The sequence below is a fragment of the Micromonospora sp. MW-13 genome (assembly GCF_003434305.1).
Lineage (GTDB): Bacteria > Actinomycetota > Actinomycetes > Mycobacteriales > Micromonosporaceae > Micromonospora.
Genome location: NZ_QKKX01000024.1, coordinates 1 through 16,368 on the forward strand (window position 1 = coordinate 1; position 16,368 = coordinate 16,368).

At 71.5% G+C, this 16,368-nt stretch carries 28 protein-coding genes; 11 read left to right on the forward strand and 17 right to left on the reverse strand.

All coding sequences use genetic code 11. From position 1 onward, the window contains the following. Both C5N14_RS13675 and C5N14_RS13680 read right to left on the reverse strand, forming a co-directional pair. Positions 1-223 (reverse strand): winged helix-turn-helix domain-containing protein (locus tag C5N14_RS13675; protein WP_133305764.1); only part of this gene is annotated, 223 nt, incomplete at its 3' end. Positions 224-285: 62 nt separating this feature from the next. Further along, the gene (locus C5N14_RS13680) at positions 286-513 is read right to left on the reverse strand and encodes a winged helix-turn-helix domain-containing protein (protein ID WP_117668469.1); all 228 of its coding nucleotides are present in this window, start codon (positions 511-513) and stop codon (positions 286-288) included. Between the two features lie 191 nt (positions 514-704). On the opposite strand from C5N14_RS13680, the gene C5N14_RS13685 reads away from it, so the two are divergent. Together C5N14_RS13685 and C5N14_RS13690 are read left to right on the forward strand one after the other, a co-directional pair. Further along, entirely contained in the window at positions 705-911 is a 207-nt protein-coding gene (locus C5N14_RS13685) for a hypothetical protein (protein ID WP_117668470.1), read from the forward strand. Further along, positions 908-1,219: a hypothetical protein gene (locus C5N14_RS13690; protein ID WP_243639569.1), complete on the forward strand. Its 312-nt coding sequence runs from the start codon at positions 908-910 to the stop codon at positions 1,217-1,219. Before C5N14_RS13685 ends, C5N14_RS13690 begins: the two co-directional genes overlap by 4 nt. A 59-nt stretch (positions 1,220-1,278) precedes the next feature. Here C5N14_RS13690 and C5N14_RS13695 read toward each other — a convergent pair whose 3' ends face one another. Together C5N14_RS13695 and C5N14_RS13700 are read right to left on the reverse strand one after the other, a co-directional pair. Further along, entirely contained in the window at positions 1,279-2,040 is a 762-nt protein-coding gene (locus C5N14_RS13695) for a GntR family transcriptional regulator (protein ID WP_117668471.1), read from the reverse strand. A 4-nt stretch (positions 2,041-2,044) separates the two neighbouring features. After that, entirely contained in the window at positions 2,045-2,587 is a 543-nt protein-coding gene (locus tag C5N14_RS13700) for a UTRA domain-containing protein (protein WP_165878105.1), read from the reverse strand. Positions 2,588-2,712: 125 nt separating this feature from the next. Here C5N14_RS13700 and C5N14_RS13705 point away from each other — a divergent pair, with 125 nt between their 5' ends. From C5N14_RS13705 to C5N14_RS13730, 6 genes are all read left to right on the forward strand, one after another. Next, positions 2,713-4,266, forward strand: a complete 1,554-nt coding sequence (locus C5N14_RS13705; protein WP_117668473.1) for a hypothetical protein — start codon at positions 2,713-2,715, stop codon at positions 4,264-4,266. Continuing rightward, entirely contained in the window at positions 4,266-4,481 is a 216-nt protein-coding gene (locus tag C5N14_RS13710) for a hypothetical protein (RefSeq protein ID WP_117668474.1), read from the forward strand. Before C5N14_RS13705 ends, C5N14_RS13710 begins: the two co-directional genes overlap by 1 nt. A gap of 78 nt (positions 4,482-4,559) precedes the next feature. Continuing rightward, the gene (locus C5N14_RS13715; RefSeq protein WP_128763574.1) at positions 4,560-4,904 is read left to right on the forward strand and encodes a hypothetical protein; all 345 of its coding nucleotides are present in this window, start codon (positions 4,560-4,562) and stop codon (positions 4,902-4,904) included. After that, positions 4,904-5,140, forward strand: a complete 237-nt coding sequence (locus tag C5N14_RS13720; RefSeq protein WP_117668476.1) for a hypothetical protein — start codon at positions 4,904-4,906, stop codon at positions 5,138-5,140. The genes C5N14_RS13715 and C5N14_RS13720 overlap by 1 nt, the downstream gene beginning before the upstream one ends. A 1-nt stretch (position 5,141) precedes the next feature. Beyond that, positions 5,142-5,663: a hypothetical protein gene (locus tag C5N14_RS13725; RefSeq protein WP_117668477.1), complete on the forward strand. Its 522-nt coding sequence runs from the start codon at positions 5,142-5,144 to the stop codon at positions 5,661-5,663. After that, on the forward strand, positions 5,663-6,175 hold the full coding sequence (locus C5N14_RS13730) for a hypothetical protein (RefSeq protein ID WP_117668478.1): 513 nt from the start codon (positions 5,663-5,665) through the stop codon (positions 6,173-6,175). The genes C5N14_RS13725 and C5N14_RS13730 overlap by 1 nt, the downstream gene beginning before the upstream one ends. A gap of 69 nt (positions 6,176-6,244) precedes the next feature. Here the strand turns inward: C5N14_RS13730 and C5N14_RS13735 are convergent, their stop codons facing one another. Beyond that, positions 6,245-6,631: an AlpA family transcriptional regulator gene (locus C5N14_RS13735; RefSeq protein ID WP_117668479.1), complete on the reverse strand. Its 387-nt coding sequence runs from the start codon at positions 6,629-6,631 to the stop codon at positions 6,245-6,247. Positions 6,632-6,728: 97 nt separating this feature from the next. Between C5N14_RS13735 and C5N14_RS32145 the strand changes: the two genes are divergently transcribed. Both C5N14_RS32145 and C5N14_RS13740 read left to right on the forward strand, forming a co-directional pair. Next, positions 6,729-6,881, forward strand: a complete 153-nt coding sequence (locus C5N14_RS32145) for a hypothetical protein (protein WP_165878106.1) — start codon at positions 6,729-6,731, stop codon at positions 6,879-6,881. A gap of 54 nt (positions 6,882-6,935) precedes the next feature. After that, positions 6,936-7,277 carry a hypothetical protein gene (locus C5N14_RS13740; protein WP_117668480.1) on the forward strand — a complete coding sequence of 114 codons (342 nt, stop codon included), beginning with the start codon at positions 6,936-6,938 and terminating at the stop codon, positions 7,275-7,277. Positions 7,278-7,383: 106 nt separating this feature from the next. Here C5N14_RS13740 and C5N14_RS13745 read toward each other — a convergent pair whose 3' ends face one another. The 7 genes from C5N14_RS13745 to C5N14_RS13775 are packed head-to-tail and all read right to left on the reverse strand — an operon-like array spanning position 7,384 to position 13,530. Next, a complete protein-coding gene (locus C5N14_RS13745) occupies positions 7,384-7,638 on the reverse strand; it encodes a hypothetical protein (protein WP_117668481.1) in 255 nt (84 codons plus the stop codon). Between the two features lie 35 nt (positions 7,639-7,673). Next, on the reverse strand, positions 7,674-8,060 hold the full coding sequence (locus C5N14_RS13750) for a hypothetical protein (RefSeq protein WP_117668482.1): 387 nt from the start codon (positions 8,058-8,060) through the stop codon (positions 7,674-7,676). After that, complete coding sequence (locus C5N14_RS32650; protein ID WP_207892731.1) at positions 8,057-8,818, reverse strand: hypothetical protein; 762 nt, start codon at positions 8,816-8,818, stop codon at positions 8,057-8,059. Before C5N14_RS32650 ends, C5N14_RS13750 begins: the two co-directional genes overlap by 4 nt. Further along, positions 8,815-9,075, reverse strand: coding sequence for a hypothetical protein (locus tag C5N14_RS13760; protein ID WP_117668483.1), 261 nt, complete (start codon positions 9,073-9,075; stop codon positions 8,815-8,817). Before C5N14_RS13760 ends, C5N14_RS32650 begins: the two co-directional genes overlap by 4 nt. A gap of 4 nt (positions 9,076-9,079) precedes the next feature. Continuing rightward, a complete protein-coding gene (locus C5N14_RS13765; protein ID WP_117668484.1) occupies positions 9,080-9,631 on the reverse strand; it encodes a hypothetical protein in 552 nt (183 codons plus the stop codon). A 9-nt stretch (positions 9,632-9,640) separates the two neighbouring features. Next, complete coding sequence (locus tag C5N14_RS13770) at positions 9,641-11,560, reverse strand: hypothetical protein (RefSeq protein WP_117668485.1); 1,920 nt, start codon at positions 11,558-11,560, stop codon at positions 9,641-9,643. 8 nt (positions 11,561-11,568) lie between these two features. Beyond that, positions 11,569-13,530 carry a phage tail tape measure protein gene (locus C5N14_RS13775; protein ID WP_117668486.1) on the reverse strand — a complete coding sequence of 654 codons (1,962 nt, stop codon included), beginning with the start codon at positions 13,528-13,530 and terminating at the stop codon, positions 11,569-11,571. An 86-nt stretch (positions 13,531-13,616) separates the two neighbouring features. Here C5N14_RS13775 and C5N14_RS13780 point away from each other — a divergent pair, with 86 nt between their 5' ends. After that, the gene (locus C5N14_RS13780) at positions 13,617-14,039 is read left to right on the forward strand and encodes a hypothetical protein (protein WP_243639571.1); all 423 of its coding nucleotides are present in this window, start codon (positions 13,617-13,619) and stop codon (positions 14,037-14,039) included. Here C5N14_RS13780 and C5N14_RS33095 read toward each other — a convergent pair. From C5N14_RS33095 to C5N14_RS13805, 5 genes are read right to left on the reverse strand one after another with little or no spacing between them, the layout of a single operon-like run. After that, positions 14,033-14,242, reverse strand: a complete 210-nt coding sequence (locus C5N14_RS33095) for a hypothetical protein (RefSeq protein ID WP_117668488.1) — start codon at positions 14,240-14,242, stop codon at positions 14,033-14,035. The genes C5N14_RS13780 and C5N14_RS33095 overlap by 7 nt on opposite strands. Beyond that, a complete protein-coding gene (locus tag C5N14_RS13790; RefSeq protein ID WP_117668489.1) occupies positions 14,221-14,784 on the reverse strand; it encodes a hypothetical protein in 564 nt (187 codons plus the stop codon). Before C5N14_RS13790 ends, C5N14_RS33095 begins: the two co-directional genes overlap by 22 nt. Then, positions 14,784-15,545, reverse strand: coding sequence for a phage tail tube protein (locus C5N14_RS13795; protein WP_117668490.1), 762 nt, complete (start codon positions 15,543-15,545; stop codon positions 14,784-14,786). The genes C5N14_RS13790 and C5N14_RS13795 overlap by 1 nt, the downstream gene beginning before the upstream one ends. A 15-nt stretch (positions 15,546-15,560) precedes the next feature. Continuing rightward, positions 15,561-16,010 (reverse strand): minor capsid protein, encoded by a 450-nt coding sequence (locus C5N14_RS13800; protein WP_117668491.1) that lies wholly within the window; start codon positions 16,008-16,010, stop codon positions 15,561-15,563. Position 16,011: 1 nt separating this feature from the next. Beyond that, positions 16,012-16,365 (reverse strand): hypothetical protein, encoded by a 354-nt coding sequence (locus C5N14_RS13805; RefSeq protein WP_117668492.1) that lies wholly within the window; start codon positions 16,363-16,365, stop codon positions 16,012-16,014. Positions 16,366-16,368 lie beyond the last annotated feature (3 nt).

The following is a 16,368-nucleotide window of genomic DNA, read 5'->3' on the forward strand; positions in this document are numbered from 1 at the left end:
CCCGCACCCGCACCCCGATGCCCGGCTCCATGTCGATCAGGCCCTCCGCCCGCAGCGCCGCCAGCGCGGTCTGCACGGTAGCTCGACCCACCTCGTACTCGTGCATCAGCCGAGGCGAGGCGGGCAGGAGGCTCCCCGGCTGCCACTCGCCGGAGGCGATCCGGGTGCGCATGGACGCGGCCACCTGGCGGTGGGCGGGCACCCCGGAGTGAGGGTCGATCACACGCCGGACGGTAGGTGCCAGTGGTCCGGTGGTCCGGTGCTCAGGTATGGCGGTATGGCGACCTACTGAGGGCGCTCGGCGACGTAGCTGCCCTTGCCCTGGTGTGTCTCGATCAAGCCCCGCTCACCCAAGATGCGCAACGCGAACTTGATCATCGTGTGCGAGATGCCGTACTGCTCGACCAACTGGGCGATCGACGGCAGCTTGTCGCCAGGCTTGAGCGTCCCAACTCGGATCGACGCCGTGATGTCGTCCACGACGTGCTCGTACAGCGGTTTGCGGCGGTGCATGGAGCCACCTCTCGTCGGCCCCCTCAGGCTGCCAGCCGCGATTACTCGCTGTGCTTGCTGTGTTGACTCAGCTTGCTTAGCAACCTAGGTTTCACTCATCGGGGCTGCTCGTCGGCAGCGGTGGCCCCGGCCGGGCGGGCACCCCCCGTTGTGCCCGCCCGGCCCCCACCTCCCCCGCGACGGAGGCACCGATGGTCGAGCGCCCGCACGACGGTCCGCTCCCGCACGCGCACCCGGTGGCGCACGGAGCGCCGCCGCTCGCCGACGGGCAGACGATCCCCCAACCGCCGGCCCCGGCCGCTCCGCCGCTGACCCGCCGCCAGTACCTGGCCGGCTGGCTCTGCGCCGCCGTCGTCCTGGTCCTGCTGGTCGCCGGCATGATCCGGATCATCTGGTGACCGCCGCCCACCCGCCCAGCGTCGCCCCGGTGAGCCTGCGCCCCGGTGCCGTGCTGCTGATCGACGGCTGCGCCAGCGTGCAGTTCGGCGGGGATCGGGCACTGCGGCTGCGCCTGGTGAGCGTCGACGACAAGCCGACGTACGACGGGTGGGTGTGGCTGACCGGCTACGTGCTCGGGCCGCGCGGCGAGGCGGTCGCCCGCCGCGAGCTGTACGTGCAGCGGGCCGGCCTGCACGCGATCGCGCCGGCCCCGGTGGTCGGGGTGCAGCAGCGTCGGCCGGTGGCCATGGGACGCGTGCGGGGCTGACGGGACCGGCCACGCGACCGCCCCCGACCAGCACGGTCAGGGGCGGCTTGGCGTCGGGGTCACCCCGGCCAGCGGTACCGCAGCTCATTCAGGTGCCCGGCCTTGATCAGCACCTCGCAATGAACCGGCCGTCCGGCCGCCGTGAGCCAGACCCGGAACGTGCGCAGGATCGGAACCTCCGTGGGGAGCGCCAGCGCCACAAACTCGTCCGACGTGGGGGGCCGGGTCGAGATCACGTCTTCGAACGCCGTCAGCTCCACGCCCAGCTCGGCGAGCACCGCCGCCGCCCCGCCCCGGATCCGCCGCCGCTCCGCCAGGGCCGTCCCCCGCGCCAGATCGACCGGGTAGTAGACGTGCACCAACTCCGCCGGGTCGTCATCCAGGGACAGCACCTGCGCCCGGCGCACCACCGGCTGCCCTGGGGCGAGGCCGAGCGCGGCGGCCACCTGCACCGGTGCCGCCACCTCGCCGACGTCGAGTAGCCGGGACGCGCCCCGTTGTCCCCGCTCGGTCGCCGCAGTGATCCAGGCGTACGGCTGACCGGGCGCCGCAGGGACCGCGTACTCGGCCGGGGTGACGGTCTGCTGCTGGGTGGGACGGACGTACACGCCCCGGCCGGGCTGCCCTTCGACGTAGCCCTCGGCCTTGAGGATGCCGATGGCGTTCTGGATGGTCGCGCCGGGTGCGCTGTAGGCCTGGCCCAGTTCGGCGGTGGACGGCAGCTTCGCCCCGGCGGCCAGGTCGCCGCTCATGATGTCGGCGCGCAGGTCGGCGGCGATCTGCTGGCTGCGGGGCCGCGTGTCGCGGGGAGGGGTGGGCACCGGGTCAGCCTGCCGATCGGACGTAGCGGATGTGACGGCCGGCGCGCATGGTGGAGACGTCGAGCTGGTAGGGCTGGCCGGCGTGGTCGAGCAGGATCCGGGTCAGCGACAGCACGGGGTCGGCGCTGGCGACACCGAGCGAGGCACGCTCGGCATCGTCGAGGAAGGCCCTCGCCGGCCCGGCGGTGATGTCCTCGCGGACCTCGGTCGGCGTGTAGCCCATCTCGGAGAGGAAACGCGCCGTGCCGCCGGCAACCTTGGACGGCTCCGCCAGCGCGGTGAGCGAGGCGATGGCACCCGGCCAGTACGAGGTGGCGATCTCGACAGGCTGGTCGTCAGCGAGGATCAGTCGCCGCCGAATGACGAGCGGCGTACCTACGGGCAGGCCGAGGTGGTAGGCGATGTTGACCGGCGCGTCCACGGTCTCGGCGTTGAGGATGCGCTGCGTGCCCCGCTCGCCACCAGCGGCGGCTTCGGCTGCCCAGGCGTCGCCGGCTGTCGGCTGGATGTACTGGTCGGAGGTGGTGGTCCACCTCGGCTGTCCCATGATCCGGCTCCCCCTCGACTCGCGCTGACCTGCGGCTGACCTTACTGCCTGGTCGCGCAACTTCCTTGGAGACTCGACTCTACTCGTCCTTGCTGCCTCATGCATATGGCTGTACGGTGACCGGCATGCAGATCCCCGAGTCGATCCGACCCACGATCGACGCCGTTCTCGCCTGGCTGGTCGGCTACGGCCAGCCGATGCTCTTCGGCGCCGGTGTGGTGGCTGCGCTGCTCGCCCTGGCCCTGATCTGGCGGTTCCTGCGCACCGGCGAGGTACACGAGCGCCTCGGCACCCTCGCCGTCAGCCTCGCCACCCTGTTCGCGATGGAGGGCATGTTCGAGGTCGCCCACGGCCCCCTCGGCCTGAACGTGCCCGGGTCGCTGATGTTCTGCGCCACGTTCGAAGTGGTGATGCTTCACCAGGGCAGCCTCGCCGCTCACAAGCTGGCCGCCGCCCTCGAGAACGACGACCCGGTGCCGGACATCAGCCGGCACATGAAGTTCGTATGGCTGGTTTCGATCGCCTCCGGCGTCGTTGCCTCCACCGCCTCCAGCTCTGTCACGGAGGTGGTGCTCCGGCTCGTTACCCCGCCGCTGGCCGCCGGTATCTGGTACATGAGCCTCTACGCCGACGTCGAGCCTGCCGCGCGGCAGCCGTCCCGGTGGATCTGGACGCCGCAGCGCATCGGCGTGCGCCTGGGCCTGCTCAAGCCCGGCACGGTCGACGACCTGACCGAGGTGTTCGCTCAGCGGCGCATCGTCGCCCTGGTCGACGCCGGCATGGAGCTGTACGTCCAGCAGCAGGCCGCGAAGCTGGGCGGCGAGCGCCCGGCCGAGCCGGCGCGGCGGTGGCGTCGTCGGACGCGCGACCCGCTCGCGGAGGCACTGCGTCGGCTCCAGCAGCTCACCAAGCAGGCCGACGCCGACACGGTCCAGGCGGCCCGGGAGCAACTGCGCCGGGTGCTGAACATCGAGACCGAGCTGTTCCGCGATGACACCCAGCCGACCGCACGGGAGCGGGAGCTGATGAACGAACTGACGATCGCGCTGCGGACGGCAACCACCGGCCTGCGCGCCCAGGTGGACCAGATCCGGACCATCGACACCCGGCCGCAGGCCCGCCACCGGATGGTCCATGGCGTCCGGATGCCGGCCCACATCGCGGACCAAGTCCCGGACCAGATTCCGCAGGAGTGGTTGGACCGATTCCGGACCAGCACGGTGGACCAGACCGCAGCCCCTGACCTGGACCACCCGGCGGACCAGATCCCGGCCGCCGACCTGGACCAGTCCCGGACCACTCCGGTGGACCAGACGGCTGGTCCGGACCGGACCAACGAGGCGGACCAGACCGGGCCGCGCGACCTGGTCCACGCCCGGACCAACCCGGCCCCCGTGGACCAGCCCGCGACCAGCGCGGTTGTGCCCGCCGCCCGGACCACTCCGGTGCAGCGGACCACCGCCCGAGTGGACCGCGCCCGCCCGGTCAGCCCGGCCGCCGGGGGCGAGATCCCGCCCCGGATCGCAGGCATGGTCCGCGACCTCAAGCGGGCGTACCGGGGCGACATCCCGGGCCGCCGCACGGTCATGGACCGCATGCGCTGGACCAGCGCCGGTGACGCCCAGACCGCCATCAACCTGGTCCGCGAGCAGCGGGCCAAGACCACCGAGGAGAGCTGATGTTCGGCAAGCGCAAGCCCGAGCCGCAGCCCGTGCGGCCGGACCAGGTCGCCCGGCTCATCAAGGCGACCGACGACGAGGACACCGCCGCCGCCCGGGACATCGACAGCCCGCAGTTCGGGCGCGCCCGGGCGGTCCGTGACGCGGTGGCGAGGGCGTCCAGCCCCGCCGAGATCGACGCCGCGTACACCGCCTGGCGGCGCGGCGCCCACTGACCCACCCACGCGGGGCCCGGCCACCAAGCCTGGACAGCCCGGCCGGGCCCCGCACCTCACAGAGAGGCACCACCCATGATGACCGCTCCCTACCGGGTCGCCGGCACCGTGCCGGCCGACTCGCCGCTGCGGGCCCTCGCCGGCCACACGATCACCTTCCCCGCCCGCACGCAGGACGACGCCAACCGGCGGGCGGCCGAGCTGTGCCAGGCCGGTGCCGAGCCCGTCGTCTGGCTGACCCGACCCGTGCCCTGGACGCCCATCGCCCTCGGCCTCGCCGGCGCCGTCCTCGGCGCCCTGGCAGCCGCGATCACCGCCATCCTCAACGGCCACGAGCTGCTCGCCGCAGTTGCCGGCGGCGGCATGCTCCTGCTCGGCGCCGCCCTGTTCGCCACCCTCATCCACCTGGAGATGGATCTCTGATGGCCGCCCAGATCTACCGGGTGCACGTCTTCGACGGGCAGTACGAGGTGCTGCACAAGCGCGTCTACACCCAGCACCTCGACCTGGAGGGCCCGGGCGTCGACGGCATCCTCGACCGCCTCCTTCAGGCGCTCACCCGAGCTGCGCTGGCCGAGAACGAGCCGATGGACAGCCCGAGGCTGGAAATCCGGGACGCCCGGACCGGCACCACGGTCCTCGACTGGTCGGGGGCCTGACGTGGCACACACCATGTCCCCGACCGGGGTCGTCATCGTGCTGCTCCTGGCCGTCATCGTCGACTACATGTCGATCGGGCCGAACAGCCTCCGCGATCGGATCGCGTTCGTCCTAGCGGTACCAGCGGTCCGGGAGGGCTTCGACGGTTCGCCGCTGGACCAGGCCACCGTCGGCGCCCTGCGAGACGTGATCGGGGCGCTGCTCGACTCCACGGGCGACGCCTACATCGCCGGCGCGAGCATCAACGCAGTCATCGGGTTCCTCATCGCCCTGCTGTGGATCTTCGCGCTCGGCTGCCTCTTGCCGGTCAAGTCCAGCAAGAAGCTCGGCCGGTTCGCCACGCTGAGCTTCCCGCAGTCCCCGCTCTACCGGCTCAACCTGAGGATGTGGCTGGTCGCCATCCCGCTCGGGCTGATGTCCGACCTGCCCGAGGGGCTGATCGGCGACTTCACCCGCACGCTCCTCGACGTCACCACGAAGCTCATCGTCCCGCTGCCCGCCCTCCTGTTCGGAGCCGCCTGATGCTGACCACCACCGCGCTGCTGGCCGCCGCCGAGGAGCCGTCCCGCGGCTGGGGCGGACCCGTCGCCCTGGCCATCGTCGCCGCCGTCTACATCGCCGGGGCCACCATCCACCACCACGTCCGGTCCCGTCAGGACCCCTCCCCCACCGGGGAGGGTGACACCGGTGTCAGTGTCAAACCGCAGGTCAGCACGGTGTCTGACACCGATGACACCGACCGTGACACCGACTGGTGGGGAGGGATCGCCGAGGTTGGCGGGCGCCGCATCCGGGTCTACGGGCCCGCGCCTACGGCGGGCCGCGAGGCTGACGTGGACCTCGACCTGGACGGCGACGACGAGCAGGACGAGCCGGAGACGATCGAGGACGTCATCGACCGCCTCGACTTCCGGGGTGTGCCGTATGCCGAGATCGTCGCCACCGTGATGGGTGAGTTCCGGGTCAGCGAGTCGACGGCGAAGCGGCGGATCCGGGATGCGCGGGCGGCCCGCGCCGAGCAGCCCACGAGCTGATCCCTGGACGCACGAGAGCGCCCCCGCCGGCCGGAAGCCGTGCGGGGGCGCTGCGTGTGCGGGGGAGGGCTACTCCGTGGGCTCGTCGTCCTCGTGGGGCTCCACAGTCAGCACGCCGCCAGCGTTGCCGAAGGCGTACCGGCCCGGGGCGAGCGGCATCCCTCCCGCGCTGATCGTGGTCCCGTCGAAGCGGATGTCCCCCGGCGGCAGCGGGAGCAGCTCGTCGACGGGCTTGGCCGGGGTGGGCGCCGGGACCTCGCCGACGTCGGCCTTGCGCCAGCCGTGGCCGGGCCGGCTGGCCTGCCACCGGTCGATCGTGGCGGGCAGCCATGCGGGCGAGCGTCCGATCACGCGGTCGGGCTCGGGCAGGTCGCCGCGGCTGCGCATGCGGTGGATGCTGGCGGGCTTGATGCCGAGGCGGGCGGCGAGGGCGGCGCTGTCGAGGTAGTCGGTCACGCTGCTCAACTTACGTTGTCCATGTGGGCTTGACAAGGCGGATGCCGCCCCCGTAACGTTGTCCATGTCAGCAGGACAACGTACCGAGGGAGCCGAGATGACCGCCACCGAGATCCGCACCGCCGCCCGCCAGATGGTCCAGGCCGGCAGCGCCCGCAACCTCGCCGAGGCCACCGGCATCCTGCTCAACGCCGAGGCCACCGCCGCCGCCACCGCCTGGCGCGCCGGGCTCCCCGCCCAGGACCGCTGACCGCCCCGGGGCCGGCCACCCGGCCGGCCCCGCCCCGACCGAGAGGACCCCGTCATGCAGCACCTGCCCATCGTCTGCGCCGGCGAGTACGACGACGACCGGCCGCTCGGCGTGTTCGCCACCGGCGCCGACGCCGAGCGGTTCGCCGCCCTCTACAACCTGGAGCGCGGCTACGGCCTGGAGGACGGCGACCGGGCCCGCGTCGAGTACCTGCGGGCGTACCCCGCCGGCGACCCGGGTGCGTCCGGCCACGAGATCACTGTCCGGGAGGCGCACTGGTCGTGCACGTGCGGACGCGCCGACTGGTCCGGCAGCGAGCAGGGTGCCCGGGAGCAGGCCGCGCGGCACATCGCGCACTGGATCCCCGCCGCCAAGCAGGTGGCCCTGCCCGCCTGACCCCAGACACGAAGCGGCCCCGCCCTCCCAGCAGGGGAGAGCGGGGCCGCTTGCTGCTTGGTCGGCGCTGGCCGGGACGTCACCGGGCAGCACCGCGCCGATCATCCTACCGGCGGCCGGCGAGCATCGCCCGCACGGTGGCCGGTGAGTACACGCGGCCCCGGGCGATCGCGGCGACCACCAGCGGCGCGAGCACGGCGACCAGGCCGAGGATCGCCGTCTGCTGCGCGTCGGACAGCGGCAGGCCGAACGCGAGCAGCAGCGCCAGCACGGCGGTGACCGCCGCAGTGATGCCGCCGACGGTGAACAGCGGCTCGGTCGCCTCGGACGCGGGGAGCGGTGTGGGGGTGGGGTCGGACATGGTGAGCCTCCTCAGACTCTCGGGGGCAGCGGTGGTCATCGGACGACCGCAGCGATGATCAGCGGGTACAGCGGAGCGATGAGGCCGGCGACCAGGCCGATGGTCCAGCGCCGCGCCGCCCGCTGGTCCTGCGCGGCCTGGGTATGCATCACCTCGTGTGCCTCCAGGTCGTTGCGCAGGCTCCGCAGCTCCAGCCGCAGGGCCTCCACCCCGCGCGAGCCGTGCTCGTCGAGGCGGTCGACCCGGCCGGTGATGCGGTCGACGTCGGCGGCGAGGTCCGCGCGTGCGTCGGCGATCAGCCGCTCGGCGCGCGCGGCCACCTCATCGACGCGCCGGTCCAGGCGGTCCACCTCCCGCCACAGCAGGAAGTTGCCGCCGTCGCCGGCTGGCGGGCGGGCGCCGGCGTCGGACGGCGTGGTCACGAGGCCAGGCGGGCGGTCAGCTCGTCGACGACCTGCCGGGCCATGTCCGGCGGCACCGCGGCGGCGATGGCCTCCGGGGTCAGGCCGGCCGCAGTGAGCGCCTGGGCGAGCCGGTCCGGACCCAGACCGGCCAGTACCCCGGCGACGATCGCCGGCTCGTCCGTCCAGTCACGCCCGGCCAGCGTGGTCACGCCGGCGGCCACCCCGTCGAGGCGGGACAGCAGGTAGTCGAGCTTGGCGACGATGCTGTTGCTGCCCTTCGCCGCGCCGGCACCGTCCGGGTCGACGCTGCGGCCCATGCTGGACCCGCCGTTGAACAGGCCCACGTACACCTGGTGGATCTCGTTTTCGGCCTTCGTGCTCATCTCATCCTCCAGAAGTCCCCAGGGCCGTCGGTCCTGCTCCGCCTCCTTGCTCTGCCGGATGGAGACGTGCAGGTGGTGGTCGTGCGGGTTGCTGCCGGTGTACGGGCGGCGCCGCCACCCGTCGTCGCGGTCGGCGATCTGCCGCTGGTAGATCCAGTAGTGCGCGCTCGGGTGTCGCTCGACGGCGGCGATGACGGCCGACACGTCGACGCCGTCCTTGTCGACGTCGATCGCGTCGACGGAGCCCCGGTCGTTGGGGTTGTGGTCGGATCGGCCGGCCTGGTGGGCGGCGTCGCCGATCCACCCGTCGCTGCCCCGGTCCCGGCCCGGCCACCGCCGGTTGATCTCGTCCCGCAGCACCTCGAGTGCCGGCGCCAGGTAGTAGCCGCTCACGATGCACCCGGCCGAACCGCGTCGGCCAGCGCCGACCACGCCTCGTCATCCGACTCCGGCACAGGATCAGTGCCCGTCGTACCGAAGTACCTCGCATCGGTGAGCGGCCAGTTCGCGTCGAACTCGCCGCTCGGCGCCCGGTACCAGTAGACGTACCCCTCGAAGTACTCCCGGAAATCGCCGTTGACGAGCACCATCAGGTGCCGCCCATCATCGGCGTCCCAGTCCCAGCGGTTATCCCCCACGGGAATCCACATATCCTCAGAGCCTTTCCCAGGTCACGTCCATCGACGACACGAACTCGCCGATACTCACGAACGAATTGAGGATTGCTCCGGAGTTCTGATATCCAGCCAATTCGACGAAGTCGCCTTCGACCAGGCGGACCAGCATCGGGCGGGCAGGGATAGCCGCCGCCCCAGAGCCGTTGTTGGGCAGATAGATCTTCGACCCGGCGAGGATGGCCCCGTTCACCAGCCACGATGAGCCCCGGAATCCGGTGGCGTTGCCGGTGATGGCGACGGCGCCGCCGACCCGATACCAGCCTGTGTATCGGGCGGTGTACCGGCTCGTGTTCGTCGACGTGGAGTGCCCGCCGATGCCGTCCGGGTCGGTGTCCACGTCTTCGGACGTGAAGGTCAGCGGCGTGTCCGCATTGTTGACCAGCCCCTGAATGACAGTCTGCCGCAGCCGGGCCACCGGCTTGCCCATCAGAAACCTGATCGGGTCACGCAAGTAGGCGTTGAGATTGGTGCTGGAAAGCGCGTCGACACCGTTGGTCCACGCGGCTTTGGTCTCGGGCACGGTGGGCACGCGGCCTCCTCAGTAGGCGACGATGGCGGTGTTGGAGACCAGGTCCCCGACGACCGGGCACGCCGGCGGGACCCCGGCGGTCGGGCCGAGCAGCGGCGACGTGTTGAACTCGATGACGCGTCGGCGGCCGGGCCCGATGGTGTGCTGGATGCCCTGCACGATGAGGTGCCCGACGTCGTCCGGGCTTCCTGCGGGCAGCCCGGTGAGCTGGATCCGGTCGCCGACCCGGAGCCGCAGCAGAGCCTTTCGCTCGGCCACGCTGCGACGCAGCATGCTGAGGCGGATGCTCGGCGCCCTAGTCCGGGACTGACCGTGGGCGGCGAGCGCCCAGGACGCGAGGTTGGCCGGGTCGGCGTCGATCGCGGTGTCCAGCTCGTACTGCTGGCCCGTGACCCCGTACCGCTGAGCGCGGGCCCGATCAGACCGGCGGACAGTGCCTCCGCCCGTCCGGGTGGCCGTCACGTCGGTGGTCGGCTTGTCGGGCCGATACCGCAGCCCCCGGTAGCCGATCCACCCGAAGGGGATCTGCATCGCCACCGGCTGGTTGTACCGCTGCCCCCGGGGTACAGCGGTGATCCGCCCTTGGCCGTCCGTGATCAGCAAGTCCTGCCCGGTCGCTGCGGTCGCGCGCAGGGCTCCAGCGGGTACAGCACCGGCCAGCTTGGCCACCTGCATCGGCGTTGAGCAGGCCGGCGGGACGGACACTTCCGCCGCGGGCACACCCGCGTAACCGGCGAGGGTGACGAGCCGCTCTGCCACGGTCTGCCGGTGCAGGCCCCGGTATCCGTGCGCGTACTGGGCCAGGTGCATCTGTCGGGTCATCGTGGTCGCGTCCGGACCCACCCGCACCTGCACATGCGCGATGCCGCCCACGTACAGAGAGCCGATGACGATCCGGGTCAGGGTGGTAGCACCGGGGGCGGGCGCAGCGGTGCCGGAGGCCACCATGTCCGCGCCGGACCACAGGTCCATCGCCCCGGACGCCGCGTTGATCCGCAGGGTGACGAGCCGCCACCCGTCCTTCTCCAGCCGGTGGCTCGACAGGACGGTGGTGTCGGTCCCGCCGCGCCAGGTGAACCGCATGCTGTTGATGAGGTTGAAGTCGGAGTCGTTAAACAGTAGGCCCGTCGTGGCGGCGACCAGCGAGACGACGCCACCGGACCAGTCGTAGCCGCCCTCGTCGCGCTGCCCGTGCAGCCACACGGATACGGCGAGGGTGTCGGTGGCGCCCACGGCCACGCTTACCGGGGCCTCTAGCCAGGCTCGGGCCAGCATCGCCGTGCCGTCGGAGACGGGGGCCCAGCGGGCATACGACTGGTCGTCGCCGGGCGGGCCGGCGAGGCTGGCAGCCTCGATCAGGTCCGCGGGCTCGGCCACCACGGTGGTGTCGAAGCCGACCACCACCCTGGCGAGAGATGCGGTGGTGATCGACGAGGCGTGGGGGTAGGAGTCCGACAGCGGGAAGTGCTCGACGAGGTTGCCCCCGTTGACACGGACATCCTCCGCAAGGGTCCCCTCGAACGGCGGGGCCGAGTCGAGCCGTCCCATCCGGTCGACGGCCGTGACGGTCACCGCCTGGGCGCTGCGCGGGTCCACGATCGGCATGTCCGGGATCTCCAGGAAACCGGTAGCGAGGGTGAACTCCTCGCCGTCGATGACCTCGGCGATCTGGACCCGCCGGCCCTGCTCCCACTTGCCCGCGTACAGGCTGCTGGAGTTGCCCGGCGTGAAGCGGCCGTCGGAGTTCTGGACAGCCCAGCTCATCTCTGTGGGCTGGATCTCGGCGGACTCGTTCTGACGGCCGACGCTGGCCGTTACGGCTTGGCCGCCGTCGCCGTAGTGCACGCGGTCCGTGATGTCGGTCCACGCCGGAGCAGGGTCGTCCGGGTCGCTGTCCAGGGCGACCCGGACCCGGATGTCGGGGTCCACGCATCTCCTTAGCTGGTGCTGACGCCGAGGTAGCGGCCGGTGGACTGGCCGCGCTGGGTGGCGGCGTCGACGATCTGGTCGCGGATGATCCGGCCGTCGGGCCACTGGAGGATGACGCGCAGCGTGCCGGACAGACCTCCGCCTCCGCCGCCGGTAAGCGGCTGCACGGTCGCCCCGCGGCCGAGGTGCACCAGCTCCGGACCGCGCTCACCCACCACCGCCGTACCCGCCTGCATGATGTGACCGCCCTTGGCCAGGTACGGGATGTTCGGCGTCGCGAGCGTGACGCTCGGGATGCTCATGCCCATGATCGACCCGCCGCCGATGGTCAAGGACAGGTTGTTCCACTTGCCGATGATCCAGTTCACGGCCGCGCGGAAGCTGTTCTTGATCCCGTCCCACATGCCCGACGCCGCCCGGGCCAGGCGCTTTGGAAGGCCAGTGACGAACTTGACGACGAGATCGAACGTCGTGGTGATGTTCCGCCACCCTGTTTTCGCGCCGTCGACGATGCCGTTCCAGAGCTTCACGAAGAAGCGGCCCACCCCAGTCCAGAAGCCGGAGAACGTCTTCCACCAGAACTGGAAGGCTGCGACGAGGAAGTCCCACACGGCTATCGCGGCCGTCTTGATCGCCTCCCACACCATGATCCAGAAATCGCGGAAGCCGGCGAATTTCATCCACAGGCCGACGATCACGGCGATCAGCCCGATGACCGCGAGGATGATCAGCCCGACGGGGTTGAGCATCATGGCCACGTTCAGGGCGATCTGCGCGGCGGCCCAGAGCTTCGTGCCGAGCACGATCAGGCCGATCACCCCGGCGAGTAGCCCGAGGCCCGTTGCCAGCGGCCCCACCCAGCCGCTGTTCCGCTGCAACCAGCCAAAAGTGGCCTCGATCACCGGGATGGCCTCGGCGAGCTTCTCCACCAGGGCCGCCTGGGCCTGCCGCTTGAACGCCTCCAGCTTCTGGCCGCTGGTCTGCTCCAGGGTGTCGCCCATCTTGCCGGCAGCGCCACCGACCTCGCCGAGGGACTTCGCGGCGGTGTCGAGGTCCAGTCCGGCCAGCGCGCCTTGGAGGTCTTCGGCCTTCGTCCCGAAGAGCGCGACCGCCGCCGCCTCTCTCTCCGTCGGGTCCTTCATCGCCTGGAGCCGCTCCAGCACCGTGCCGAGGGCCTCCCGGGCGGCCGGACCACCCTTGGCGAAGACCGCGGTCATCTTCTCGGCGTTCAGGCCGATCGCGTTGAAGCCGGCCGCGCTGGACGCCGACCCGTCGGCGGCCTTGATGGCGAACTCCTTCAAGGCGTCGCCGACCACGTCGAGGTCCCGGGCACCCGACTGCACGCCCTGATTCATCAGCCCCATCGCGTCCGCCCCGGACAGGCCGAGCTTGCGGAACTGGGTGCTGTACTCCGAGAACGAGTCGAGCAGGTCACCGGCCTGGTCACCACTGGTCTGGAATCCCCTGGTGATGAGGTCGAGGGCCTCCTCGGCGTTCTTCGCGAGGCCGTTGCGGACCATCTGCCCGGCGGCCCGGGCCGCCTGGGCCACGTCTAGGTCGAAGACCTGCGCGAGCGTCTGGGCCTTGACGGTGATGTCCTCGATGACCGCCGCGTCGGCGCCCTTCGGTAGCAGCCCGGACTGCATCACCGACCGGGCCGCGAGCATGGCGTCGGCGGCAGTCTCCCCGAAGCCCCTGCCGTACACGCGGCCAGCGACCTCGCCGAGCTGCTTGGCGAGTACCGGGTCACCGACCTGCGCGGCCAGCTTTGCGCGCGCCTTGTCCAGCTCCAGGCCCTGGAGCAGGCCGGCCCCGATCCCTGCTGCGAGGGCGGCACCGATCATCGGTCCGTGCTCGCGGGCTTTCTGTCCGGCCTGCTGAAGCTTCGTCTGCGCGGACCGGATGCCCTTCTGTAGGGCGGTGTCGTCGGCGCGCAGGTAGGCCACCAGCTCGCCAAGCTTCAGCGCCATTGGGACCTCCTGTCAGATTGCGGACCGCCCGGTCCTCGATGGGTGGGTACCGTGCCTCGGTTATCCCCCCGTCCCAGGAGGCATGAGTGAGAGCACGGCAAGTAGCGGTGGCGGCGGTGGCGGTGATCGCGTTGGCGGGCTGCGGGAGCAGCGAGAAGACACCAGAGGCGGCCTCGACGACGCCGGGCGCGCTCAGCTCGGAGGCCATCGCCAAGGCGGAGGAGGCGGCGGGCATCCCGCCGAAGCCTGACCAGGCGACTGCTGACGCCTACCTCGCTGCGCTCCGGAAGATCGACCCCGAGATCGTGGGCGACAAGGACCCCGATCGGATCATCGACCGGGGCCGGGACCAGTGCTCCAGCATCAAGGAGTGGCCGGACGACGAGGCCAAGCTGATCAAGTTCGCCAACACGCGGTTTACCAGCCCGGACCACCCGGAAGGCTTCGGTGCCACGAAGGCGAAGAAGATCAACGAGGTGGTGCGGAAGTACATCTGCCCCACCTACTGAGGCGGCATCCCGGGGACACCGGGCAGCTCCGGTTCGGGTGCGAGCGCCCGGTAGAGCCGGGTGTCAGCCGACAGCAGCCCGGTGATCCGGACCTCCAGCCACCGCCACGACCGGCACCGCAGCACGGCCCGGTCATCGGCGTCGAGGTCGATCCCGTACTCCGAATGAAGATCCGCCTCGATCAGCCGCCAGTGGGCGAGGATTTCCGTCCACGCGACCGCCTCGCCCGACCGCTCCCGCCGGACGTCGTCGGGGACCTCGTACCACTCGTAGAGGCCGGTGTGCGGGTCGCGCCGGCCGCGCCCGTACTGCTCCGCCCAGCCGCCCGACGCTCCTGACGGTTCGCCGGGCTCAGTGCTTCCGGGCGACCACCGGACTTCCAGAACCGCTCAGCAGCCTCTTCGCCGCCGATGATCCAGATATAGCCCGTCTGCCCGCAGAACTGGATGTACGGGTCCTCGACTCCCGCGTCCGCCATCTGCTGGTAGACCGGCCCGAGAACCCGCTCCGGCAGGGACAGGTCGGGCCCGCCGGGCAGCTCGGGGAGGGCCTCGATCCGCTCGACCGCGGCACGCATCTCCTCCTCCGTGGAGGCGGTGTGCACGTCCCCGGTGATCTGGGCCAGCCGCCGGCACCAGAGCCCCAGCTCGGCGCTGGCGAGCGGGACCACGTACTCACGGCCCCGCACCGTCAGCGTCAGGCCTGGACTCCAGTACTCGTCGAGGTCGCCGAGCTTCGCCCCCATCAGGCGTACAGGTAGTTGTCGGCGGCGACGTTCGGGCTGGCCCCACCGGCGTTGGTCACGATCACCTGGACGGTGCCTGCACTGCCGGCGGGGGCGACCGCCACGATGTGCGAGTCGGAGACGACGGTGTAGCTGGTCGCGTTGGTGGCACCAAACTTCACGCCGGTCCCGCCGGTGGTGCCGGTGAAGTGGCCGCCGTAGATGTTGACCAGGGTGCCGCCGGCCGTCCCGCCGCCCGTCGGGGCCAGCCCGGTCACGACCGGGGTGAGGTCGGCCTCCGGGTTGGCGACGTCGGCCGCGAGCGGCCCCTGCCCCTGGATGACTATCGACACCGTGTCCTGGGCGCCACCGTTGCCGCCGTCGGGCGCCCACTGCTTCACGTAGGCGCGGCCCTCGTTGGCGGTGCCGACCCCGTTGCGGTCGTACCAGCGAACCCCGAACTCGCCGAGCTTCACGTTCTGCTTCCCGGCCAGGAACTTGCCGTAGAGGAAGGCGTGGACAGGGTCCAGGCTGGTGCCGGCCGCGTTCGTGGAGTGCATGATCTTCGCTTCCAGCCGCCACGAGTAGCCGGTGACGGACTCGCGCATCGCGCCGTCGTCTTCGTACACCTCGTCGGACTCGGTGCGCAGCTCGTCGACGGGCTTCAGCTCCTGCACGCCCATGAACTGGGCGTACAGGCTGGCCGGGTAGGTGGCGGTGTCGATGTCGACCCGGATGCGCCGGGCGAGCATGGTCCTGCGGTCGGTGGGTGTCGTCGCCACGACGGTCCTCCTGGGTCAGTCGGTGTTGCGCGCGGTGGGGCGCATGGTGTCGAGGTAGTAGTTCTCGCTCCGGCTCCATCGGCCGTTGCTGTCGTCGCCGAGCGACGTGTAGGACTGCCGCCACACCTGCACCACGGCGATCCCGCGGAGGGTCAGCCCGGCGGCCCCGTCGAGCAGGTCATACACGGCGTCGGCCAGGTCGTCGCAGTCGCGCGGGTCGGCGCCGGCTCGGACCCGGATCTGCACCCCGAGCTGGTGGTCGGCAACACCCGGGTTGGCCGAGCCGACCGGGTACGCGGCGAGGGTGATCAGCCGGTCCGGGGACGGCGGCACCGACCGGATGACGATGCCGGTCTGGGCGGGGTCGTAGACGCCGGTATCGCGCCAGACGCCGACCCCGGCAGCGGCCAGGTGCTCGGCGAGGCCGGTCAGGAGCCGGGAGGTCCATCCGTCGCCGGTGGCCATCTCAGCCGCCCAGCGGTCGGCGGCTGGCCCGGGCGATCAGGGCCAGCATCACGTCCTGCTCGGTCGACATGGGCTCCTCCAGGTACTTGGCCTGCCGGCCCTCGTCGTGCCGCAGCGTCAGATCCTCGTGCTGCCGCACCGCGTAGCGCCGGTCATACGAGACGGCGACCACGCCGGAGGCCGGGTCGGCGGTGACCTCCCCGGACCGCTCCAGGTCGCCCTCCTCGTGCGGCGCCAGCCCGGAGGACACCTGGAGCAGGTGCTCGCCCGCCACCTGCGCGCCATCGAAGCTCGCGTCGTGCAGGGCAGCCAGGACCTTCTCGCCGTCCCACTCGATCCGGAAGTCGTCGGCCATGCG